The sequence below is a fragment of the Bacillus sp. SYZHCR11 genome, from assembly GCF_057196865.1.
In genome coordinates, this window is record NZ_JBXUND010000002.1 from 850,354 (window position 1) to 873,032 (window position 22,679).

20 protein-coding genes and 1 riboswitch are annotated in these 22,679 nt (G+C 47.2%); of the genes, 10 read left to right on the forward strand and 10 right to left on the reverse strand.

Features of this window, described 5'->3' with window-relative positions; genetic code table 11:
- Positions 1-55: 55 nt before the first annotated feature.
- Entirely contained in the window at positions 56-988 is a 933-nt protein-coding gene (locus AC2CGA_RS11025; protein ID WP_014306133.1) for an aldo/keto reductase, read from the forward strand.
- Positions 989-1,108: 120 nt separating this feature from the next.
- Entirely contained in the window at positions 1,109-2,497 is a 1,389-nt protein-coding gene (locus AC2CGA_RS11030; RefSeq protein WP_038460470.1) for a sugar porter family MFS transporter, read from the forward strand.
- Between the two features lie 42 nt (positions 2,498-2,539).
- On the opposite strand, the gene htpG is transcribed toward AC2CGA_RS11030, so the two are convergent.
- Positions 2,540-4,420, reverse strand: a complete 1,881-nt coding sequence (gene htpG / locus AC2CGA_RS11035) for a molecular chaperone HtpG (protein ID WP_004393216.1) — start codon at positions 4,418-4,420, stop codon at positions 2,540-2,542.
- Positions 4,421-4,591: 171 nt separating this feature from the next.
- Positions 4,592-4,840 carry a hypothetical protein gene (locus tag AC2CGA_RS11040; RefSeq protein WP_014306134.1) on the reverse strand — a complete coding sequence of 83 codons (249 nt, stop codon included), beginning with the start codon at positions 4,838-4,840 and terminating at the stop codon, positions 4,592-4,594.
- A gap of 128 nt (positions 4,841-4,968) precedes the next feature.
- Between AC2CGA_RS11040 and AC2CGA_RS11045 the strand changes: the two genes are divergently transcribed.
- Positions 4,969-5,790: an SDR family oxidoreductase gene (locus AC2CGA_RS11045; RefSeq protein WP_139885496.1), complete on the forward strand. Its 822-nt coding sequence runs from the start codon at positions 4,969-4,971 to the stop codon at positions 5,788-5,790.
- A gap of 60 nt (positions 5,791-5,850) precedes the next feature.
- On the opposite strand, the gene AC2CGA_RS11050 is transcribed toward AC2CGA_RS11045, so the two are convergent.
- The 4 genes from AC2CGA_RS11050 to AC2CGA_RS11065 all read right to left on the reverse strand — a co-directional run bounded on the left by AC2CGA_RS11050 (position 5,851) and on the right by AC2CGA_RS11065 (position 10,130).
- Positions 5,851-6,450, reverse strand: a complete 600-nt coding sequence (locus tag AC2CGA_RS11050) for a response regulator transcription factor (RefSeq protein ID WP_004393211.1) — start codon at positions 6,448-6,450, stop codon at positions 5,851-5,853.
- A complete protein-coding gene (locus AC2CGA_RS11055; protein ID WP_004393210.1) occupies positions 6,447-7,583 on the reverse strand; it encodes a sensor histidine kinase in 1,137 nt (378 codons plus the stop codon). Before AC2CGA_RS11055 ends, AC2CGA_RS11050 begins: the two co-directional genes overlap by 4 nt.
- Positions 7,584-7,701: 118 nt before the next feature.
- Complete coding sequence (desA, locus tag AC2CGA_RS11060; RefSeq protein ID WP_139885497.1) at positions 7,702-8,751, reverse strand: Delta(5) desaturase DesA; 1,050 nt, start codon at positions 8,749-8,751, stop codon at positions 7,702-7,704.
- Between the two features lie 221 nt (positions 8,752-8,972).
- A complete protein-coding gene (locus AC2CGA_RS11065; protein WP_139885498.1) occupies positions 8,973-10,130 on the reverse strand; it encodes a TetR/AcrR family transcriptional regulator in 1,158 nt (385 codons plus the stop codon).
- Positions 10,131-10,271: 141 nt separating this feature from the next.
- On the opposite strand from AC2CGA_RS11065, the gene AC2CGA_RS11070 reads away from it, so the two are divergent.
- The gene (locus AC2CGA_RS11070; protein WP_139885499.1) at positions 10,272-11,609 is read left to right on the forward strand and encodes an aldehyde dehydrogenase family protein; all 1,338 of its coding nucleotides are present in this window, start codon (positions 10,272-10,274) and stop codon (positions 11,607-11,609) included.
- A 33-nt stretch (positions 11,610-11,642) separates the two neighbouring features.
- Here AC2CGA_RS11070 and AC2CGA_RS11075 read toward each other — a convergent pair whose 3' ends face one another.
- Positions 11,643-12,863, reverse strand: coding sequence for an outer membrane protein assembly factor BamB family protein (locus AC2CGA_RS11075; RefSeq protein WP_088005523.1), 1,221 nt, complete (start codon positions 12,861-12,863; stop codon positions 11,643-11,645).
- Positions 12,864-12,993: 130 nt separating this feature from the next.
- The gene (locus tag AC2CGA_RS11080; RefSeq protein ID WP_004393203.1) at positions 12,994-13,413 is read right to left on the reverse strand and encodes a DUF5391 family protein; all 420 of its coding nucleotides are present in this window, start codon (positions 13,411-13,413) and stop codon (positions 12,994-12,996) included.
- 142 nt (positions 13,414-13,555) lie between these two features.
- On the opposite strand from AC2CGA_RS11080, the gene AC2CGA_RS11085 reads away from it, so the two are divergent.
- The 3 genes from AC2CGA_RS11085 to AC2CGA_RS11095 all read left to right on the forward strand — a co-directional run bounded on the left by AC2CGA_RS11085 (position 13,556) and on the right by AC2CGA_RS11095 (position 15,639).
- The gene (locus AC2CGA_RS11085; protein WP_007407855.1) at positions 13,556-13,867 is read left to right on the forward strand and encodes an ArsR/SmtB family transcription factor; all 312 of its coding nucleotides are present in this window, start codon (positions 13,556-13,558) and stop codon (positions 13,865-13,867) included.
- An 80-nt stretch (positions 13,868-13,947) separates the two neighbouring features.
- Entirely contained in the window at positions 13,948-15,114 is a 1,167-nt protein-coding gene (locus AC2CGA_RS11090) for an MFS transporter (RefSeq protein ID WP_043867576.1), read from the forward strand.
- 69 nt (positions 15,115-15,183) lie between these two features.
- Positions 15,184-15,639: an RDD family protein gene (locus tag AC2CGA_RS11095; protein ID WP_004393190.1), complete on the forward strand. Its 456-nt coding sequence runs from the start codon at positions 15,184-15,186 to the stop codon at positions 15,637-15,639.
- Positions 15,640-15,675: 36 nt separating this feature from the next.
- Here the strand turns inward: AC2CGA_RS11095 and AC2CGA_RS11100 are convergent, their stop codons facing one another.
- The gene (locus AC2CGA_RS11100) at positions 15,676-16,362 is read right to left on the reverse strand and encodes a VOC family protein (RefSeq protein ID WP_014306142.1); all 687 of its coding nucleotides are present in this window, start codon (positions 16,360-16,362) and stop codon (positions 15,676-15,678) included.
- Between the two features lie 298 nt (positions 16,363-16,660).
- Between AC2CGA_RS11100 and ahpC the strand changes: the two genes are divergently transcribed.
- A complete protein-coding gene (gene ahpC, locus AC2CGA_RS11105; RefSeq protein WP_004393188.1) occupies positions 16,661-17,224 on the forward strand; it encodes an alkyl hydroperoxide reductase subunit C in 564 nt (187 codons plus the stop codon).
- Between the two features lie 13 nt (positions 17,225-17,237).
- Complete coding sequence (gene ahpF, locus AC2CGA_RS11110; RefSeq protein WP_007614902.1) at positions 17,238-18,767, forward strand: alkyl hydroperoxide reductase subunit F; 1,530 nt, start codon at positions 17,238-17,240, stop codon at positions 18,765-18,767.
- Positions 18,768-18,858: 91 nt separating this feature from the next.
- Here the strand turns inward: ahpF and AC2CGA_RS11115 are convergent, their stop codons facing one another.
- Positions 18,859-20,205 carry an amino acid permease gene (locus tag AC2CGA_RS11115; RefSeq protein ID WP_139885500.1) on the reverse strand — a complete coding sequence of 449 codons (1,347 nt, stop codon included), beginning with the start codon at positions 20,203-20,205 and terminating at the stop codon, positions 18,859-18,861.
- Between the two features lie 145 nt (positions 20,206-20,350).
- Positions 20,351-20,431, reverse strand: a riboswitch (glycine riboswitch).
- Positions 20,432-20,729: 298 nt separating this feature from the next.
- Between AC2CGA_RS11115 and fbp the strand changes: the two genes are divergently transcribed.
- On the forward strand, positions 20,730-22,655 hold the full coding sequence (fbp, locus tag AC2CGA_RS11120) for a fructose-1,6-bisphosphatase (protein WP_213403683.1): 1,926 nt from the start codon (positions 20,730-20,732) through the stop codon (positions 22,653-22,655).
- Positions 22,656-22,679: the final 24 nt, after the last annotated feature.

Below are 22,679 nucleotides of genomic sequence, written 5' to 3' on the forward strand. Positions count from 1 at the left end.
TGCCGTATTTTCCCGGCAGGCGCTATGATATCCAATTTTTTCAGGGGGCGAAAACATGAGCAAAGTAACAATCGGCAAAACTGACCTAAAGGTATTTCCGATCGGTTTGGGAACAAATGCGGTCGGCGGACACAATCTCTATCCGAATCTGAATGAAGAAACGGGAAAAGAATTGGTCCGGGAAGCGATTAAAAGCGGCGTTACCATGTTAGATACCGCCTATATTTACGGAGTGGGCCGTTCTGAAGAATTGATCGGCGAGGTGCTGAAAGAATATAACCGCGAGGATGTCTTCATCGCCACAAAAGCCGCTCACAGAAAAGAAGGCGATGACTTTGTTTTCGACAACTCACCGGCCTTTTTGAAACAATCGGTCGAAGACAGCCTGAAACGGCTGCAGACGGATTACATCGATTTATTCTACATCCATTTCCCGGATGAGCACACGCCGAAGGACGAAGCCGTTCAAGCATTGAATGAGCTGAAAAAAGAAGGAAAGATCCGTTCCATCGGCGTATCCAATTTCTCTTTGGAGCAGCTGAAAGAAGCTAATAAAGACGGCTTAGTCGACGTGATTCAAGGAGAATACAACCTGCTGAACCGTGAGGCGGAAAAGACTTTCTTCCCTTATACGACAGAACACGGCATCTCATTCATTCCGTACTTCCCGCTCGTATCCGGACTGCTGGCCGGCAAATACGACGAGAACACAACCTTCCCGGAAGGCGACCTGCGCAACGATCAGGCGCATTTCCAAGGGGAGCAGTTTAAAGAAAACATCAAAAAAGTCAACCAGCTCAAACCGATTGCTGAAAAGCACAATGCCGATACGGCGCATATCGTGCTTGCCTGGTACTTGGCGAGACCTGAAATCGATATCCTGATTCCGGGCGCCAAACGCGCGGATCAATTAAAAGACAACATGAAAGCAGCCTCCATTACGCTATCTGCTGAAGAAATCGCGTTTATTGACAAGCTGTTTTCCTAAGAAAAAAAACACGCCTTTTTGAAAGGGCGTGTTTTTTTATGTTTATATTTTTCTCTTCGGGGAATGAAATAGTTATCTAAATAAACTATTATGCGTTCCAAAAGATGAGGAGGATCATCTGTGAAGAAAAACACCAAAAAATACCTGATTTACTTTTTCGGAGCATTGGGCGGGCTGCTTTACGGCTATGACACCGGTGTGATTTCAGGGGCTTTGTTATTTATTAACAATGATATTCCTTTAAACACGCTGACCGAGGGATTGGTCGTCAGCATGCTGCTGCTCGGTGCGATTTTCGGGTCCGCCTTAAGCGGGACATGCTCTGACCGATGGGGCCGGAGAAAAGTGGTTTTCGTCCTTTCACTCATTTTTATTATCGGCGCGCTTGCCTGTGCGGCTTCGCAAACCGTCACCATGCTGATTATCTCCCGTGTCATACTCGGGTTAGCCGTCGGAGGCTCAACGGCGCTGGTTCCCGTTTATCTATCTGAGATGGCGCCGACAAAAATACGCGGAACGCTCGGCACATTGAATAACTTAATGATTGTAACCGGAATTTTACTCGCATATATTGTGAATTACATATTCACCCCGTTTGAAGCTTGGCGCTGGATGGTCGGTCTCGCGGCAGTACCGGCGGCGCTTTTATTAATCGGAATCGCGTTTATGCCGGAATCTCCGAGATGGCTCGTCAAACGCGGCCGTGAGCAGGAAGCCAGACAAGTCATGGAAATGACTCACGACAAAGAGGATATCGCCGTTGAATTGGCGGAAATGAAACAAGGAGAAGCCGAGAAAAAAGAATCTACGCTCGGCTTGCTGAAAGCAAAATGGATCCGTCCTATGCTGCTGATCGGGATCGGCCTCGCCATCTTCCAGCAGGCGGTCGGTATCAACACGGTGATTTACTATGCGCCGACCATCTTTACAAAGGCCGGACTCGGCACTTCGGCGTCCGTTCTCGGCACGATGGGCATCGGTGTCTTAAACGTCATCATGTGTATCACCGCCATGATCTTAATTGACCGGATCGGCCGGAAAAAACTGCTGATGTGGGGAAGTGTCGGCATTACCTTGAGCCTGGCGTCACTATCAGCCATTCTCCTTCTGGCCGGCCTGTCAGCTTCAACAGCTTGGCTGACCGTGCTGTTTCTCGGAATCTATATCGTCTTTTATCAGGCGACATGGGGTCCCGTCGTATGGGTCCTGATGCCGGAATTGTTCCCGTCAAACGCACGCGGAGCCGCAACCGGATTTACGACATTGATTCTGTCGGCAACCAACCTGATCGTTTCACTGGTATTCCCGCTTATGCTGAGCGCAATGGGCATCGGCTGGGTGTTCGGAATATTCTCAGTCATCTGCCTTACATCCTTCTTCTTTGCCGCTTACATCGTTCCTGAAACGAAGGGCAGAAGTTTAGAAGAAATCGAAACGCACCTGAAAAAACGGTTCTCCTTAAAGAAGCGCAGCAAACAAAATCAAATTCTTAAACAGCGCACACTGTAATCAAAAAAGGAATCGCCCCCGCTGGGCGATTCCTTTTTAGCGTCATACCATGACTTTGCAGATATCATTCGTAAACTCGACCGGATCATGGATCGGCAGCCCTTCAATCAGAAGCGCCTGATTGTACAGCAGGTTTGTGTACAATGCAAGCTTTTCCCGATCTTGTCCGTGCGCGTTCTTTAACGTCTCAAACACTTCGTGATTCGGGTTGATTTCCAGCACTTTTTCCGCTTTGACCTGCTGGCTGTCAGGCATGGCGTTTAACACTTTCTCCATTTCGATCGTCACTTCGCCGTCTGTCGCAAAGCAGACCGGATGAGATTTTAAGCGTTTTGAGGCTCTGACATTCTTGACTTTATCCGCAAGAATCTCTTTCATGCTTTCGAACAGGTCTTTATATTCGTTTTCTTCGGCTTCAGTCTGCTTATCATCTTCGTCACTGTCGATGCCTAAGTCGGCGCTTGAGACGGATTTGAACTCTTTTTCCTCGTAGCTTGTCAGCATTTTGATCGCGAATTCATCAATATCTTCCGTGAAATATAAAATTTCGTAGCCTTTGTCCGCCACCATTTCAGTTTGCGGCAGCTTTTCAATCCGCTCATATGAATCGCCGGACGCGTAATAGATATATTTTTGATCCTCAGGCATTCTGGACACATATTCGTCCAGAGTGACGAGCTTTTTCTCCTTAGATGAATAGAAGAGAAGCAGATCTTTTAAGACGTCTTTATTCGCGCCGAAATCATTATAGACGCCGAATTTCAGCTGTCTGCCGAAAGATTCATAGAAAGATTCGTATTTTTCCCTTTTGTTCTTCAGCAGGCTCTTCAGCTCGGCTTTGATTTTTTTATTGATGTTTTTCGCAATCAGCTTCAGCTGGCGGTCGTGCTGCAGCATCTCTCTGGAAATGTTCAGCGACAGATCCTCAGAATCCACCATGCCTTTTACAAAGCTGAAATGATCCGGAAGCAGGTCGGCGCATTTGTTCATGATCAGCACGCCGTTGGAATACAGCTCCAATCCTTTTTCGAATTCCTTCGTATAATAGTCAAACGGCATGTTTTCCGGAATAAACAAAATCGAATTGTAGCGCACCGCTCCATCGACGCTGATATGCACGTGGGTCAGCGGTTTATCAAAACCGTAATGCTTCTCGGCGTAAAAAGCCTCGTAATCCTCATCCGTCAGCTCGCTTTTGTTTTTTCTCCAGATCGGAACCATGCTGTTGACCGTCTGTTCTTCCTGAACTTCTTCAAATTCGTTCTCGCTGCCCTCTTTCGGCTTGTTGACCGTCTCTTCCATTTTGATCGGGTAGCGGATAAAATCAGAGTACTTTTTCACGATCGCTTTGATGCGGTAGTTTTCTAAAAACTCATCATAGCTTTCATCTTCTGTGTTTTCTTTTATTTTCAGGGTGATTTCCGTACCGACGGTTTCCTTGTCACACGGCGCGATCGTGTAGCCGGCAGCCCCTTCCGACTCCCATACATACGCCTCGTCACTGCCGAGCGCCTTACTTTTCACCGTGACTTTATCAGCCACCATAAACGCCGCATAAAATCCGACGCCGAACTGGCCGATAATGTCATGGCCGTCTTTCGAGTCATTTTCTTGCTTGAAAGCGAGTGAACCGCTTTTCGCAATCGTGCCGAGATTCTGTTCAAGCTCGTCTTTTGTCATCCCGATACCGGTATCTGTGACGGTGAGCGTTCTCGCTTCTTTGTCCGCCGTCACTTTTATATAGTAATTGTCTTGATCAAACGTTAATGAATCATCGGTTAACGCCTTGTAATAGATTTTGTCAATCGCATCGCTCGCGTTGGAAATTAACTCGCGGAGAAAAATTTCCTTCTGCGTGTAAATGGAGTTAATCATCATGTCCAGCAATCGCTTGGATTCTGCTTTAAACTTTTTTTTCCGCACTTCAGATCTCTCCTTTAATTATGCTTTGATGTTATGTAAAATCTTTTCAGCATCTATTTATCATATACAGTGACAATTGTCAACTAGGATTAGCAGATGCATATATTGTAAATTTAACATGTTAATGGATTCATTTCACCCATTTTATCAATAAAAAAGAGAGAATGTTGATCATCCTCTCCTCTCTGCTTCTTTCCGGCGGCCGAATTCCTTCTTCATCCATATGTATGACGGGTAGAAAAACAAACTAAATAAGATAAGAGATCCCAAGTTTCGCAAAGACTCATGCAGAACATTTCTTACAGTGAGAGGAAACGTGATGTCCTGAAACAGAATAGAGATAACGGTGTAAATCACAAATCCCATAGGAACAATGGCATAACAATAAAACGCTATCTCCTTCTTATGCTGTATCTTCAAAATATGTAAACCTCCCAATGATGTATATACATAATATTAACATATTTAATAGGTATTTAGAAACAAACCTCCGTATGTTTATCCCCCTATTCAGCGGGAACAGATATAGAAAAAGGAGGAATCGCATTATGGGAAGATTAACAGACAAAACCGCAATCATCACAGGGGCCGCGACAGGCATCGGACAAGCGACGGCACGGGTTTTCGCCGATGAAGGCGCCCGCGTGATCTGCGGTGACATCAATGAAAGCGAACTGAATGAAACCGTCAGCGCCATCAGAAAAAACGGCGGAGAAGCAGAAGCCTTTCACCTTGATGTATCAGATGAAGAAAACGTAAAGTCTTTTGCAGACGGCATTCAGCAAAAGTACGGAACAATTGATATTCTGTTTAACAATGCCGGTGTTGACCAAGAGGGCGGCAAAGTCCATGAATACCCGATCGAGCTTTTTGACCGGATCATCGCCGTCGATCTGCGCGGCACATTTCTGTGCAGCAAATACCTGATTCCGCTCATGCTCGAAAAAGGAGGCTCCATCATCAACACCTCCTCCATGTCCGGCCGGGCCGCAGACCTTGACCGTTCCGGCTATAACGCCGCAAAAGGCGGAATCACGAACCTGACGAGAGCGATGGCCATTGATTACGCCAGAAGCGGAATCCGCGTCAATTCCTTATCGCCGGGCACAATTGAAACGCCGCTCATTGATAAATTGGCAGGCACGAAAGAAGACGAAATGGGCGAGGCGTTCCGTGAAGCCAACAAATGGATCACGCCGCTCGGCCGGCTTGGAAAACCGGAAGAAATGGCGGCTGTCGCGCTCTTCCTCGCTTCAGACGACAGCTCTTACGTCACGGGAGAAGACATCACCGCAGACGGCGGCATCATGGCTTACACTTGGCCGGGGAAAATGCTGATTGATAAGAAGTGGAAGGAAGAGACGGAGTGACGATAGATAATAAAAAAAGCCAGTGTAAAAAAAACACTGGCTGAACAAGCTGAGGGCGGGTTACTTAAACCAGCCCTTTTCCTTTGATCGGGTAATGGCTTCAATTCGATTTTTCACTTCTAGTTTATCCAGAATCATCGAAACGTAATTGCGGACTGTGCCGCTTTTGATGCTGAGGGCGTTTGCGATTTCTTTCGTGTTTTTTCCGTCTGCGACAAGCTCGAGCACCTCTTTTTCCCGTTCGGTCAGCGGGTTTTCTTCACTATAAATGTCCTCCATTAATTCAGGTGCATAGACGCGTCTCCCTTTCATGACGCTGCGGATGGCGCTGACGAGCTCATCGCTCGGGCTGTCCTTGAGCATGTACCCGCTGACGCCTGCTTTTAGCGCCCGCTGAAAATAGCCGGAGCGGGCAAAGGTCGTCAAAATGATGATTTTCACACCGCTGTCCTTGAGTTCTTCTGCCGCTTCAAGACCTGATTTCCCAGGCATTTCGATATCCATCAGACAGATGTCGGGCGCATGTTTTCCCACGAAATCGATGGCATCCTGGCCGCTTGTGCCTTTGCCGACAACCGTCATATCCTCTTCTAAATTCAACAGCGAACCGAGTGCGCCGAGCAGCATTTGCTGATCCTCGGCAATGAAGATGTTGATCATCTGCTACCATCCTTTTCTTTTGATTTTGAATCATTCGGGATTCTCATGGTCAGCTTTGTTCCGGCGGCTGTATCGATGGCTAAACTGCCGTTTGCGAATTCAAGACGTTCCCTCATTCCAAGCAGGCCGTGCCCCTTTGAAAAAAAGCGGTCTTCTCTGCATTGAAAGCTGCCGTCATCTTCTACCGTAATGACAACCTCTTTCCAAAGCTGCTGAATGGTGATGCGGCATACTTTTGCGCCGCTGTGTTTCACGACATTGGTGACGGCTTCTTTAATGCACATGCTGACGATGTTTTCGTTCAGCAAAGAGATATGTTTGGGCGCTTCTTTTTCTTCATACACAAATTCAATTCCTGCCGCTTCAAGAATTTGCCGAACATTGCCGAGCTCATCCTTCAATCGGATGCCTTTCATCGATGAGACGATTTGTCTGACCTCATTTAAGGAAGTGCGGGCCGTCTGCTGCACGCTTTTCAGCTCAGCGCGGGCCTGTTCAGGATCCTTATATATCAGCTTTCGGGCAAGGTCGCTTTTCAGTCCGATTAAGGAGAGCTTTTGTCCAAGTGTATCGTGAAGGTCCCGGGCGATGCGCTGCCTTTCTTCCAGCTTCACAAGATCGGCAATTCGCTCATTTGCATATTCTAATTTCTCCTCAAGGCGCTCCCGTGCCTTTCTGCTTCGAATGCTGAGCGGAAGCAGGATGGCACTGATCAGTGTAATGACGATAAACGGAATTTGTGTCAAAAACCATTCTTTTTTCAGAACAAGGCTGAAGTTGACGGCAACCGCCGCACTGATGATATGAATGTAATATAAGATGTAAAATGGAACTTTGTCTCGGATATGGCCGATGAAGTAGGCGATAAAGAAGGCGAAATAAATATAACTGAACAGCATGGCTGAGCCGGTCGAAATGCCGATCAGAAGAAGCGCCCATAAGTAAAGCGGCCAGCCTTTTGCAACAAATGCAAAGCGGTATGCGCCAAAGAAAACGAGCGTGAAAATGATGCCGGCCACGATGACAAAGGTAGAAGAGCTTTTAAAAATAAAATAAAAAGGCAGGATGAAAAAAATCGTCCATATATAAGGAGAAATCCCGTTCAGTTTTTGAAATTTAAAATACTTCTTCATCTTTGTTCCACCTTCTGCTGCTTGTGTCTACCATCACTTTATCAAAACACCGCCTTCATTGCACCCTCACGCATGAAGAGAAGGCTCTTTCTGATAAGAGAAAGAGCCGTGCGCCGTATCAGGCATTTTTCTTTAAAGGTTCTTTCGGCACCGGATGGGGCGCCGGTGTTTTCCGCGCCTCCCGAAAGGTGACAAATTGCTTTTCGTCCTCATCCCACAGACGGAATTTCATGGATTCAAGACTTGTTTTAAGCGTAATGGTCGGTACGTTTTTTAAAGGCTCGTGTCCCTCATGAGCGGCTTCCAGCTTGTAGTTCGGCACTTTCGGACTTAAGTGGTGGACATGATGATAGCCGATATTGCCCGTCAGCCATTGCAAAAGCTTCGGCAGCTTGTAAAAGGAGCTTCCTTCTACCGCGGCCTGCACATAATCCCAATGCTCATCGGCTTCAAAATAAGAATCCTCAAACGTGTGCTGAACATAAAAGAGCCAGACGCCGATTGACCCCGAAATAAGGAAAATCGGACCCTGAACAAGCAAAAAGTTTTCCCAGCCGAGAAGCAGGCACGTCGCAGCAGCCAATAAGACAATCGCCGCGTTCGTGAAATAGGTGTTCCAGCGCTCCTTGCGGCGGGCGCCTTTTACATTGAAACGGTTTTTAATCAGAAATACGTAAATCGGGCCGAGAATAAACATAATAAACGGATTGCGATAAAGTCTGTAGCGTATTTTTGTCCAGGCTGACGCTTCGTTGTATTCCTTGACGGTCATCATCCAAATATCGCCGGTGCCCCGTTTATCTAAGTTGCTGCTCGTCGCATGATGAATGGAGTGGCTGCGCTGCCATTGAAGGAACGGAAACAGTGTCAGCACACCTGAAATAAACCCGAACAGCCGGTTCAGCTTCTTTTGTTTGAAAAAGGATTGGTGGCAGCAGTCGTGGAAAATAATAAAGATTCTTGTCAAAAATCCCGCTGCTATAACAGTACAGGCGAGGGTCAGAAGATAGGAGACATTGAGGCTGAAGTAAGCAAGAAACCAAAGGGCAAAAAACGGCACAAACGTGTTGAAAAGCTGAATGATACTATGCTTTGTATCGGCGCCGGAAAATGCGGCAACCTGCTTTTTTAAAGACGCTTGTTTTTGAGTTGCGGCGTGATTGATCATGAATGTCATGTCCCTTCTTTTTCATTATGACCTCAAGTATAACGGGGCGCCCGACGCGGTTGTAGTAGCAGCCATCATGCCCCGAATATGACATTTGTCATGTTTGGCGGCAGAATGCTGATCAGGCGTCATATGGAAGGTTTCTTTCATATCTGCACTTCTCAAAGAAAACAGCAAAAAAGAACCCGGCCTGTTTTCGGCCGAGTTCTTTTTCATCATCCTCACAGCAAAATCACCCGATACTTCTTCACATCCAAAAACTGCAGAAACTCCCGGGCCAGCATATCCGGCGCGTGGTCTTTTCCTTCATGAAGACGATATTGAATCAGACCGACGAGCATGGACGCGACATAGTATGCATAGAGCTTTTTGCCCGCCTGAATGTGCAGAGGCTGATGAAGATAAAACGATTGCAGCGCTCTGAACATTTCCGGGATGACGTCAGGCACTCCTGAACCCTCTCTCAGAAAATGAACGAGCGGAAGGCCGTCCGACAGTGCCGAAAAGAGACGGACGAGCGCGGCTTCCGCTTCTTCCACGGAACAGTCGGCAGGATCTCCTTTTACCGTCAATAATCCGATCAGATCCCGGCATGATTGATGGATGATCGTTTTCAGCAATGCTTCTTTGTTGGCGTAATGGTCATAAAAAGTGGCACGGCGGAGGTTGCTTTGACGGGCAATATCGGAAATCGTGATCGCCGCGTACTCTTTTGTTTCCGCCATTAAGCCGATCATGGCTTCTTGCAAGGCCTGCCTCGTCCTTGTCACCCGGCGGTCGGCGGGCTTTTTTTCTTCTTGTTCCGGCACCCGGCGGCCGAACAGCCAGTAAAACCGTTTTTGAGAAATCAAATCCCACACCTGTCCGCTGATTTCTTCCGGGGATGCCCCGGGCTCCTCATTCAGCCAGTACAACACAATGGCATATGTGTATAACGCGCGGTAATGAATGTACATATCCTGTTCAGTCGGTGAGAAATCCGCATTGACCGGTGACAGCAGCACATCATGCCGGAACACATCTTTTAAAAAAGCATGAACGTGAAAATACGGCATTTTATGACGGTCCATCATCGTTTGAAAAAACACCCGGTGCCGGTCAACAAAAGACAGTGTCGGATGCACTTTTTGCCATCCGCCCTGTAAATGAAGCACATCTTTATTCTTCAGCGAATCATACAGCGCTTCGCTCAGCCCGTCTTTCATTTCTTCCTCTATATCCTCTAAAATCGCATATTTATCTTCGTAATAAAGGTACAGTGTCCCCCGGCTCACGTGCGCCCGTTCGGCGATGTCCTTCATGGTCACACGGCGGATATCCCGCTCTCCAAGCATGGCCAAAAGCGCTTGTTTGATGTCATTTGTCATAGAATCCGGCATAAGAGACACTCCTTTCATTAGACAGATCACGGCAATTTGTACGGTAACGTATAGATGCGTTTACGCTGTCTTTGCCGCAAAAACACATCACATTATAATAGGCCCTGAAGAAATAAAAAAGCAACCAGAGGAGGAAAACCGATGGATCAGCATATAAAAGCAGACATCAAACGCGTCTTTGCGCTTCAGAAAAAAAATCAAAAAACGCTGCGTGCTTCAACAGCCGGGCAGCGCAGAGAAAAGCTTCAGCGCTTTTTAGATGCCGTCACCGCACATGAAGAAGAAATCATCGAGGCGATCAGACGGGACGTCCGCAAGCCTTATCATGAGGTGAAAAGAGCGGAAACGCAGGGAACGATCAAGGCGATTAAAGATAATATGAACAATCTCGACACCTGGATGGCGCCGAAACGCGTCGGCTCATCCGTCAGCCCCGACGCTGACGGCGTATTAATGTACGAGCCAAAAGGCCTTACCTTAATTCTCGGCCCATGGAATTATCCGTTTATGCTGACGATGGCTCCGCTTGCGGCTGCCATTGCGGCGGGAAACAGCGCGATTGTGAAGCTGTCCGATTTTACGATGGAGACGAGCCATATCGCCGCGACAGTTATTCGCGAGGCATTTCACGAAGAAGAAGTCGCCATTTTTGAAGGTGAGGTCGATGTCGCGACAGAACTGCTCGACCAGCCGTTTGACCACATTTTCTTCACCGGAAGCACGAATGTCGGTAAAATCGTCATGACGGCAGCGGCGAAGCATTTGTCGTCCGTCACGCTTGAGCTTGGCGGAAAGAGCCCGACGATCATCGACAGCGGCTATGATTTGATGGACGCGGCGAAAAAAATCGCCGTCGGCAAATTTGTCAATGCGGGGCAAACATGTATCGCCCCTGACTATCTCCTTATGAAGGAAGATGTACAGGACACCTTTACAGATCTTCTCCACACCATTGTCAATGCAGGTTTTATGGAGGATGATCATACGGTTGACCGCAACAAATTCACGCAGATTGTCAATGACCGCAACTTTAACCGTGTCAAAGCCCTGTATGATGATGCCATTGAAAAAGGGGCGAAAACGGCGTTCGGCGGCGTATTCGATGCTCATGACCGCACGATTTCTCCGACCGTGCTGACAAACGTCACGCCTGATATGAAGATCATGCAGGAAGAAATCTTCGCACCGATTCTGCCGATTATGAATTACGAAGATATCAGTGAAGCCGTTGATTACATCACTGAACGGGACAAGCCGCTTGCCTTGTATGTATTCAGCCATAATCAGGAGCTGATCGATTATGTTCTGCAGCATACGACGTCCGGCAATGCTTCTGTCAATGATGTCGTCGTTCATTTCACTGACGTCAACCTTCCGTTCGGCGGTGTCAATACGAGCGGGATTGGTTCATATCACGGTGTGTACGGCTTTAAAGAATTCTCTCATGAAAAAGGCGTATTCATTCAAGCCTCTAAATAAAAAAAAGAATCCGCGTGCGCGGATTCTTTTTTATTATTTTTTTGCCCCGAATGCGAGCAGTTTCGTATAAGTGCCGACGTAGAGCGTGCCGTCTTCAGCCAGAACCGGGGAGGAAATGACATTGCTGTCTGTTTGATAGCGCCATTTTTCATTACCGTCAGCGTCAACCGCATAGACGTTTTTATCGTCAGAGCCGAAGTACACATTGCCGTCCGCATCAATCAGCGGCGCCGTTCTCACAGGCCCGTCCGTATAGAAAGACCAGTTCATATTACCGGTTTTGCTGATGGAAAACAGCTCGCCGCTTCCCGAACCGATGTACACATTGCCGTTATGGTCGATCGCTAATGAAGAGCTGGAGAAACCGTTTAACGGGAACGTCCACTTTACAGCACCCGTTGATGTATAGGCGTATAAGTTGCCGTCCTGGTTTCCGGCGTAAACGGTGCCGTCTCTATCAATAACCGGATAACCTTTAAACCCGTTGGACGTCGTTTTTGACCATTTCACTTGGCCCGTTCCGGAATTGATCGCGTAAAAGATATTATTGTACGTTGCCGTATACAAAGTGCCGTTTGATGCTAACACGGGAGCGGAGCCGACCACGCCGTTTGTTTTAAATTTCCACTTCTGCGTCCATGTCGAAGGCGACGTCGGTTTAATCGCATAGATATAGTTATCCAGCGTCGACACATACAGCGTGCCGTCAGAGCCGATAGCCGCATCGGAACTCGGCGCTCCGCTCAGCGGAACCGATGTTAAAATGTTTCCGGTTTCTTTGTCGATGAAATACAGTTTTTTATCGTGAGAAGGAAGATAAATGACACCGTTTGTTCCGAGCACCGGAGTCAGCGTATAGGTCGTCCCGAGGTTTTCCGTCACCCATTTCACAGTACCGTCCGGATGATACGCCGTCAGCTTCCCGTCTTTTGATTGAATAAATACGGTGCCGTCCCCGTCAACCGCGGCTCCCGCACCGTTTTGAGGGGTGGCCGGAACATTCTTTTCCCATTTTAACGCGCCATCGGCAGTGCTTGTAAACCGGCTTTCCCTTGACCAGTTGAACATCGTCGGAGACATCGCCTGCGCGTCATACCGTCCCGCCAAGAAACCGGATGCCGCATGATTTTGTTTAAATACCGTTTCCGCGGCTTGAGCAGCCGCCGGATGCAGCCATTTTGCCCCCGGCAGATCAGAAACCGCCCCCACAGATAAAGCCGCAGCAACCGCAGCGCCGGCCGCCAATGTTTTCATTCGCAATGAAGCTGTCTTTTTTTTCAATGTCAGTTCCTCCCGTTTCTATTAAAAACTGCTATACCGCTTTCATCATACCATAATCATCCTATGAAATATTTGTATTTTCGGTAGATTTATAGAACAAATGTCACATAGCCTGCTGATGCTTCGGGGATGATCGAAACGCGGCAATATACCACACCACATTGACGATGAAAGCCGCGCCTGACCAAACGAAAAGACCGTAATAAAGAGACAGCTCCTGCCCTAAGGAAATTGCGGTCAATAACGCCACCAACAAGACAGCCGCGCAAATGATAAGCCCGATCCCGCAAAAAACAGCCATGATGATTTTCATGCCACGAACACCGAGAATATACATAATGAGCGGGACCGCATATATAACAAGGATCTGACCGACGGCGGCCCACATGCCCGCGGAATTAAAACGATTCGCGTTCGGCCCCGTTTCTGCAAGCGGAGAAAGCGAGACGAGGACCGGCAATAAACAAAACATCAGAGCGGAAAGCAAGGTCACCGCAACCGCACCTTTTTTCTTTTGATTCATGTGAATATCCTCCTGACAATAACCCGGCTTTTTTACCGGTAATCTGATAATATGTTATATTTTAGCACGATATTTACTTAATTTGAGAATGTTTTGTCAAAAACGAATTTACAAATCCAGAAAAATAGATATAATAAACGTTATGGAACCGATATTGATTCATAAAGCGTTATCTAACAAAACACGAAGTGATATTATGACGTGGCTTAAACACCCGGAAGACCATTTTGATGAAAGACCTTATCTTGATCAGGGACTCAGTTTCCGCACCGGAATTTGCGTCGGTGATATTCAGGCAAAGTCAGGGCTTGCGCAGTCCGTCATCTCCAGCTACCTGCTGACGATGCAAAAAGCCGGCCTGCTGGAATCCGAACGAATCGGAAAGTGGACCTATTACAGAAGAAATGAAAAACAAATTAAAGCCTTTGCTGACTATGTCCAGCACCAGCTATAACCATGAAAGGAGGGCTTTTTTTGTTCTAACATATCTATTTTTCTATATATGTAGTTAAATAAAAGGAGGCATACATAACAATGAAAAAAAGCAGCTCCATCTTCATTCTATTTTTGGCACTAGGGGTTTTCGGGATTATCACGACCGAGATGGGCATTATCGGCGTTCTTCCGCAAGTGGCGGACAGATTTCATATTTCTGCTTCAAAAGCGGGGTGGCTTGTCAGTATTTTCGCGTTCATCGTCGCTGTGTCGGGACCGTTTTTGACCTTGCTTGCTTCAGGTATAAACCGGAAATACATTCTGCTTTTAGCGGTGCTGATGTTTGCCGTTTCAAATGCGGTCTACGCGTATACGGCGCATTTCAATGTCATGCTGGCGTTTCGGATCATTCCGGCTTTATGCCACCCGGTGTTCTTTTCTGTAGCGCTTGCGGCCGCGGCCCGGCTTGTCCCCGCCGGCCAATCCGGAAAAGCCGTAACGAAAGTCTTTTCAGGCATCACCGCCGGCTTTGCGTTCGGCGTGCCTTTCACGTCTTATCTGGCGGATCGTCTCTCTCTTGAAGCCGCCTTCTTATTCGGCGCTATCATCAGTCTCATCGCGTTCACGGGCATTCTTCTCTTTTTGCCATCCATGCCGGTCACAGAAAAAATGTCTTTCAGAAGCCAGCTCGGCATTCTTCGCAAACCGGCTTTGTGGCTCAATATCGCTGCCGTCACCTGTCTCTTTGCGGCCATGTTTTCTGTCTACAGCTATTTTGCGGAGTACCTCGGGCGGGTGTCCCATATGATCGGCACATGGGTCAGCTTCATGCTGATGAGTTTCGGGGTGATTATGATAGCCGGGAATTTCGTCTTCGGTGCTTTGTTATATAAAAATATGAAAAAGACCGTCATCCTGTTTCCGCTTCTTTATACAGCCGCCTACTTGCTCATATACGGGTTTGGGACCTCTTTCGCGCCGATGGCCGTCCTCGTCTTCGTATGGGGCGCCGTTCATTCCGGCGGTCTCATTGTCAGCCAGACATGGCTTACTGCGGAAGCAAAGGAGGCGCCCGAATTCGGCAACAGCCTGTTTGTCTCCTTTTCCAACCTCGGCATCACCATCGGAACGGCGGCGGGCGGCTGGTTTATTTCACATTTGGGAATCCATCAGCTGATGTGGTGCGGCATCATGTTTGCCCTTCTGGCTTTCGGGCTGATCATGGGACGCTTGGCATGGGGAAAGAGGCTGCTCGCAGAAGCTTAAGCTCCGTTGCAAAATCCGGAATGATTACGTATAATATTCCAGATTAAAGCAAGGGAGAGAAAAAGATACATGGAAAGACCGGCAGGATTTTGGATTCGGTTTCTGGCTTACGTCATTGATCAAATCATCATAGGAATTCCGATTTTTATCATACAATTTATGGTCTCTTTTTTATTTGCGGCAGGCGTTGCGGCGGCTGACCCCTTCATGACCGAAAATCAGTTTAATATCTCTTTTCTGGTGTTCGGCGTCATCCCGATTCTTGTGAGCTCTTTTGTAATCAGCATCTTATATTTCAGCCTGCTCACAGCCTCAAAGATGCAGGGGACCCTGGGAAAAGCATTGCTCGGCCTTAAGGTCGTCAATGAAGATGGCGGACGCATTTCCATCGGCCAGGCCTTCGGACGCGCTTTCGCCTATATCATATCCAAGCTCATTCTTTATATCGGATTCATCATGGGTGCCTTCGGAGAGAAAAAAACGCTGCACGACATCATGTGCAGCACCCGGGTTGTTTATAAATAATGTCCCCAAGTCCGGGCCTTTTGAGCCCGGGCTTTTTTATGACGGCTGTGCCCGCCTGATGTCAATGCCGCCTTCTCCGTCAGCCTCAATGCGGATCGTCCCGTTCACAATGACAGACAGCGGATGGAACTCCGCATGCTGATCAGAAAAAATCCAGCGGCGGCCGCTCGGCCCTAAAAGCAAAAACGCCCCATCATTGTAATCACCCATAAAATGAAACCCGTTTTCACTAAGAGGCGCATGCTTTCTCACCGGAATGCCGAGACGCTGCAGCTCCTTCCCCGTCGATACCACCTCGGCAGCCGTCAGATTCACCTCGCCGATATTCAGGACGGACTCAATCGAAAAACGTTCCGCGCTTTCCGGCGATGTGTCTCTCGCGATGAATTCCGCCAGATTGTTGGACGGATCTTTGAAATAAAAGGAACGCGCCTGAATATGAGTGAAATACACCTCATCCTCCCCATCTTCCGTTTGAAAAACGACTTTATCCTTTATCCACGCCTTCGCCTCATCAAAACGATTATTCGGAATGTTAAACGCGAAATGATACGTCGGATGAGAGTGAGAATCGGCGCGCCTGAATTCCAACTCACTTTCTCCCGCCTTGATGGTAAACGAATCACCGGACTCATCAATTAAAGGAAAACCTAACACCCGTTCATAGAAGTGTTTCGTCTCCTCCAACGCACAACTGTACAAAGTAATGTGATTTATTTGCATGATCATACCCCCTTTGGTTTATACTGCCATATAGAGGGGTTGATTCCTACTGTTTCGATTCACCAATTGAGAATCCTCCTTTCGCCCGGCGCTACACATGACAAGCAGCGCCAAACCGCTTATACCAGGCGTTATTAAATGTCTAAAGCAAAAAAAGCAGAAAATAATACCCCATATAGCTTGACAAAAAATAAATGTTATTTAATAATCTATATATAATTAGAATTATTATTGAAAGATAAAGTGAATGCTTTGTCTTTTTAATATATTTCAAATCACATTTCAGGAGGAAGATATTATGTCTTTAATCGGAAAAGAAGTACTGCCATTCGAAGCAAAAGCTTTCAAAAACGGTGAATTCATCGATGTAACAAACGAAGATTTGAAAGGTCAATGGAGCGTTTTCTGCTTCTACCCAGCGGATTTCTCTTTCGTTTGCCCGACTGAACTTGAAGATCTTCAAGGACAATACGCTGCACTGAAAGAATTAGGTGTTGAAGTATACTCTGTTTCTACAGATACTCACTTCGTACACAAAGGCTGGCATGACAGCTCTGAAAAAATCGGCAAAATCACTTACGCAATGATCGGTGACCCATCTCAAACGATCTCCCGCAACTTCGACGTTCTTGACGAAGAAACTGGTCTTGCTGACCGCGGAACATTCATCATCGATCCTGATGGCGTTATCCAAACAGTTGAAATCAATGCAGGCGGTATCGGCCGTGACGCAAGCAACCTAGTAAACAAAGTAAAAGCAGCTCAATACGTTCGTCAAAACCCAGGTGAAGTCTGCCCGGCTAAATGGGAAGAAGGCGGCGAAACACTTACACCTAGCCTTGATTTGGTAGGTAAAATCTAAGGAGTGCATTCCATTGGTACTTGATGCAAATATCAAAGCACAATTAAATCAATACATGCAGCTAATTGAGAACGACATTGTTCTCAAAGTAAGCGCCGGTGACGATGACACTTCTAAGGACATGCTGGCTCTCGTTGACGAACTGGCTTCCATGTCATCTAAAATTTCAGTTGAAAAAACTGAATTAAACAGAACACCGAGCTTCAGCGTTAATCGTACCGGAGAAGACACAGGCGTTACATTCGCCGGTGTTCCTCTCGGCCACGAATTTACATCATTAGTGCTGGCATTGCTTCAAGTCAGCGGCAGAGCGCCTAAGGCTGATCAAAAGGTCATTGACCAGATTAAGAACATCAGCGGAGAATACCGCTTTGAGTCTTATATCAGCCTGACGTGCCACAATTGCCCTGATGTCGTCCAAGCATTAAACATGATGAGTGTGCTCAACCCGAATATCACACATACAATGATTGACGGCGCGGCATTCAAAGAAGAAGTAGAAAGCAAAAACATCATGGCTGTTCCGACTGTTTTCTTAAACGGTGAATCTTTCGGAAGCGGCCGTATGACCATCGAAGAGATTCTCGCGAAAATGGGCAGCGGCGCAGATGCGTCTGAGTTTGCCGACAAAGAGCCGTTTGACGTTCTTGTTGTCGGCGGCGGACCTGCCGGCGCAAGCGCGGCGATCTACACGGCGCGTAAAGGCATCCGCACCGGTGTCGTCGCTGAACGCTTCGGCGGCCAGGTACTCGACACCATGAGCATCGAAAACTTCATCAGCGTCAAAGCGACTGAAGGACCAAAGCTCGCTGCAAGCCTTGAAGAGCACGTGAAAGATTATGATATTGACGTCATGAACCTTCAGCGCGCGAAACGCCTTGAGAAAAAAGACCTCTTCGAACTTGAACTTGAAAACGGCGCTGTACTGAAAAGTAAAACAGTGATCCTTTCAACAGGTGCCCGCTGGCGCAATGTCAACGTACCTGGTGAGCAAGAGTTCAAAAACAAAGGTGTTGCATACTGCCCGCACTGTGACGGACCATTATTTGAAGGCAAAGACGTAGCCGTTATCGGCGGCGGAAACTCCGGAATCGAAGCGGCGATTGACCTTGCAGGTATCGTCAATCACGTCACTGTGCTGGAGTTCGCGCCTGAACTGAAAGCAGACGAAGTCCTGCAAAAACGTCTTTACAGCCTGCCGAACGTCACTGTGCACAAAAATGCACAAACGAAAGAAATCACAGGCGACCAAAACGTAAACGGCATTACGTTCGTTGACCGTGAAACAGGCGAAGAAAAACACGTTGAACTCCAAGGTGTATTCGTCCAAATCGGTCTCGTGCCTAATACAGAATGGTTAGACGAAACCGTCGAACGCAACCGCATCGGCGAAATCATCGTCGATAAGAGCGGCGCGACAAGCGTTCCCGGCCTATTTGCCGCAGGGGACTGCACAGACGGCCCGTACAACCAAATCATTATCTCCATGGGATCAGGTGCAACTGCCGCTTTAGGCGCATTTGATTATTTGATCCGGAATTAATGTAAAAAGCGCTACCCTGCTTACACGGCAGGATAGCGCTTTTTTATATTAAAACGGCATACTGCATGGCAGTACACCGCCTGAAGTAATGTCAATCTGTCTTTCTCCCTCTCGCCCGATAGATAAGAAACAATCCAATAAACCACAGCGGCGTCAGCAGCAAAGCCGGGCGCGTCGCATCCGCAAACAGCATAATCACCAGAATGACGGCAAACAGCGCCAGCACGGCGTAATTGATAAACGGCGCAAACGGCGCCTTGAAAGACGAGCTTGCGTGTAAGTCCGGACGGGTTTTCCTGTATCTGATATGACAGACAAGAATCACGCCCCACACCCAAATGAAACAGATCGCGCTGATGGTTGTCACGATGCCAAAGGCCGCTTCCGGTATCAATTTGCTTAAAAGAGCGCCCGCTGACAGCACAATAACCGATATCCATAACGCGCGGCTCGGCACATGATTTTTATTCAGCTTCGCAAAACTTGCCGGCGCCTGTTTCGTTTTGCTTAAGTTATACAGAATCCGGCTTGTTGAAAACATCCCGCTGTTACAAGCAGAAGCGGCAGACGTTAATACGACAAAATTAATGATTCCCGCGGCTAACGGAATGCCGACCAGACTGAAGGTCTTTACAAAAGGACTTTCCGTTGCATTCAGCTGCATCCACGGGTTAATACATAAAAGAATGATCAATGCCCCGACGTAGAAAAATAAAATCCGCAATGGAATTTTATTGATCGCGGACGGAATATTTTTTTTCGGATTTGACGTTTCCGCCGCCGACACACCCACTAATTCCACACCGACATAGGCGAAGATCACCATCTGGAATGAAAGCAAAAAGCCTGAAAATCCGTTCGGGAACAAGCCGCCGTGCTCCCACAGATTCGCCGCTGAAACCGTTCCGGTATGCGTTTTGAACCCAATCACCAGCAGAACCACCCCGATGACAATTAACGCGAGAATCGTGACTACCTTAATTAAGGCGAACCAAAACTCCAATTCTCCAAAAATCTTAACCGTTAACAGATTAAGCCCTAATAAAATGAGCAAACAGATAAGTGCCGGAATCCACTGCGGAATATCAAACCAATATTTCACATACACACCGACCGCGATCACATCCGCCATAGCCGTCATAATCCAGCAAAACCAGTAGGTCCAGCCTGTGACAAACGCTGCACGCGGTCCTAAATACGCCTCGGCTATATCCGTTAATGATTGGTACCCCGCTTTAGATAACAGCAGTTCTCCCAGCGCCCTCATGACGAAAAAAAGCGCAATACCTACAATAAAATACGCAAAGATGATAGAAGGACCCGCCAGCTGAATCGCCTTACCGGACCCTAAAAACAATCCGGTACCGATCGTGCCGCCAATAGCGATCAGCTGCACGTGCCGATTCGATAGATCCCTCTTTAGCTCTCGCTGCTCCACATCTGACTCCTCCTTACCTCTCTAGTGAACGACGAGCAAAAAAAGCCAATAAAAAAAGAGATTGGATGCCCTCCAATCTCATGGTCATAAGAATATCAAATTATATTTGCGCCGCTGACAATCAACAGCATGACAAATACATATTCGGTACTCTTCTGTCCTTTTGCCTGAGATTGTGAACCCTTCGGCGCCGCGGAAAACCCGCGGTCTCTCCAGAAGCCGCTCCTGCTGTAGTGCGACCCACAGCAATCATAGCCTGCTACGTATTGAGTTTCCGATAGAAATAACTATCAGCTAACTTTTTATTTTAATGGAAGTTGAATGCATTGTCAACAGGGGTATACGCTCACAGCGTTATCCCGGTCCAATTTTTGATGCCTGAAGCGCCGTATCTTCCGTTTTCATTGTCTCAAAAAGGCGTTATGCGGTACTATCATATAAGGTCTAATCATTTAAACATTATGTCATACTTTAAATTCACTTTATCATACAATTGCTCGTAAATAAAAAGGGGATGGACGAGATTGGAAACCAAATATTTAGATCTGCTCGCACAAAAATACGATTGTGAAGAAAAAGTGGTCACGGAAATCATTAATCTGAAAGCGATACTGAACCTGCCGAAAGGAACCGAGCATTTCGTCAGTGATCTGCACGGGGAGTATCAAGCATTCCAACACGTGCTGCGGAACGGTTCAGGAAGAGTAAAAGAGAAGATCCGCGATATTTTCAGCGGCGTCATTTACGATAGAGAAATTGATGAATTGGCGGCTTTGGTCTATTACCCGGAAGACAAACTGAAGCTGATCAAACATGGCTTTGATACGAAAGAGGCATTAAACGAGTGGTATAAAGAAACGATTCATCGGATGATTAAGCTCGTTTCTTATTGTTCTTCCAAGTACACCCGATCCAAATTGCGCAAAGCACTGCCCGCCCAATTTGCTTATATTTCCGAAGAGCTGCTGTACAAAACAGAACAAGCCGCCAACAAGGAACAATACTACTCCGAAATCATAGAACAGATCATTGCGCTCGGCCAGGCCGATAAGCTGATCACCGGTCTTGCCTACAGCACGCAGCGATTGGTGGTCGACCATCTGCATGTGGTCGGCGATATTTATGACCGCGGACCGCAGCCGGATAAAATCATGGAAGAACTGATCAACTATCATTCAGTGGATATTCAATGGGGGAATCATGATGTTCTCTGGATAGGCGCTTATTCCGGCTCAAAAGTATGCCTGGCAAATATTATCCGCATCTGTGCCCGCTATGACAATCTGGATATTATTGAAGACGTTTACGGCATCAATCTGAGACCGCTATTGAACCTTGCCGAAAAATATTACGATGATAACCCGTCTTTCCGCCCGAAAGCGGACGAAAACAGACCGGAAGATGAGATTAAACAAATCACAAAAATTCATCAGGCGATCGCGATGATCCAATTCAAGCTTGAGAGCCCGATTATTAAGAGACGGCCGAACTTTAATATGGAAGAACGGCTGTTACTGGAAAAGATCGATTATGACCGCAATGAAATCACGCTGAACGGAAAAACGTATCAACTGGAAAACACCTGCTTTGCGACGGTGAATCCCAAACAGCCTGACGAGCTGCTAGAAGAAGAAACAGAAGTCATGGACAAGCTGCTGTTTTCTGTCCAGCACTCCGAAAAGCTGGGCCGCCATATGAATTTTATGATGAAAAAAGGCAGCCTGTATCTGAAATATAACGGCAACCTGCTGATTCACGGCTGTATTCCCGTCGATGAAAACGGCAGCATGGAAACGATGATGATAGAGGATAAAGCTTATGCGGGCCGTGAGCTGCTCGATGTATTTGAACGGTTCTTACGTGAAGCGTTTGCCCATCCGGAAGAAACCGATGATCTGGCGACAGATATGACGTGGTACTTATGGACAGGCGAATACTCCTCCCTCTTCGGAAAACGGGCCATGACAACCTTTGAGCGGTATTTCATTAAAGAGAAGGAAACGCATAAAGAAAAGAAAAACCCGTATTACTATTTGCGTGAAGACGAGGCAACCTGCCGAAACATCCTGAAGGAATTCGGCCTCAATCCGGATCACGGCCATATCATCAACGGCCATACACCGGTAAAAGAAATCGAAGGCGAAGATCCGATCAAGGCAAACGGAAAAATGATCGTCATCGACGGCGGCTTCTCCAAAGCCTACCAATCCACAACAGGCATCGCCGGCTACACGCTCTTATACAATTCCTACGGCATGCAGCTCGTCGCCCATAAACACTTTAACTCCAAGGCCGAAGTGCTGAGCACCGGAACCGACGTCTTAACGGTGAAACGATTAGTCGACAAAGAGCTTGAGCGGAAGAAAGTGAAAGAAACAAACGTCGGTGAAGAACTGCTGAAAGAAGTGGCGATTTTGGAGAAACTGCGGGAGTATCGTTATATGAAGTGAAGAATATGGAGTTCAGAGATAATT

Excerpts from the sequence above, each read along its gene's own strand:
- AC2CGA_RS11055 (WP_004393210.1), bottom strand. The coding sequence starts at position 7,583 with ATGAAGAAGTATTTTAAATTTCAAAAACTGAACGGGATTTCTCCTTAT.
- AC2CGA_RS11095 (WP_004393190.1), top strand. The coding sequence starts at position 15,184 with ATGGAAAGACCGGCAGGATTTTGGATTCGGTTTCTGGCTTACGTCATT.
- AC2CGA_RS11025 (WP_014306133.1), top strand. The coding sequence starts at position 56 with ATGAGCAAAGTAACAATCGGCAAAACTGACCTAAAGGTATTTCCGATC.
- AC2CGA_RS11065 (WP_139885498.1), bottom strand. The coding sequence starts at position 10,130 with ATGCCGGATTCTATGACAAATGACATCAAACAAGCGCTTTTGGCCATG.
- AC2CGA_RS11070 (WP_139885499.1), top strand. The coding sequence starts at position 10,272 with ATGGATCAGCATATAAAAGCAGACATCAAACGCGTCTTTGCGCTTCAG.
- AC2CGA_RS11090 (WP_043867576.1), top strand. The coding sequence starts at position 13,948 with ATGAAAAAAAGCAGCTCCATCTTCATTCTATTTTTGGCACTAGGGGTT.
- AC2CGA_RS11075 (WP_088005523.1), bottom strand. The coding sequence starts at position 12,863 with ATGAAAACATTGGCGGCCGGCGCTGCGGTTGCTGCGGCTTTATCTGTG.
- AC2CGA_RS11085 (WP_007407855.1), top strand. The coding sequence starts at position 13,556 with ATGGAACCGATATTGATTCATAAAGCGTTATCTAACAAAACACGAAGT.
- AC2CGA_RS11100 (WP_014306142.1), bottom strand. The coding sequence starts at position 16,362 with ATGCAAATAAATCACATTACTTTGTACAGTTGTGCGTTGGAGGAGACG.
- ahpC (WP_004393188.1), top strand. The coding sequence starts at position 16,661 with ATGTCTTTAATCGGAAAAGAAGTACTGCCATTCGAAGCAAAAGCTTTC.
- AC2CGA_RS11045 (WP_139885496.1), top strand. The coding sequence starts at position 4,969 with ATGGGAAGATTAACAGACAAAACCGCAATCATCACAGGGGCCGCGACA.
- desA (WP_139885497.1), bottom strand. The coding sequence starts at position 8,751 with ATGATCAATCACGCCGCAACTCAAAAACAAGCGTCTTTAAAAAAGCAG.
- AC2CGA_RS11080 (WP_004393203.1), bottom strand. The coding sequence starts at position 13,413 with ATGAATCAAAAGAAAAAAGGTGCGGTTGCGGTGACCTTGCTTTCCGCT.
- AC2CGA_RS11050 (WP_004393211.1), bottom strand. The coding sequence starts at position 6,450 with ATGATCAACATCTTCATTGCCGAGGATCAGCAAATGCTGCTCGGCGCA.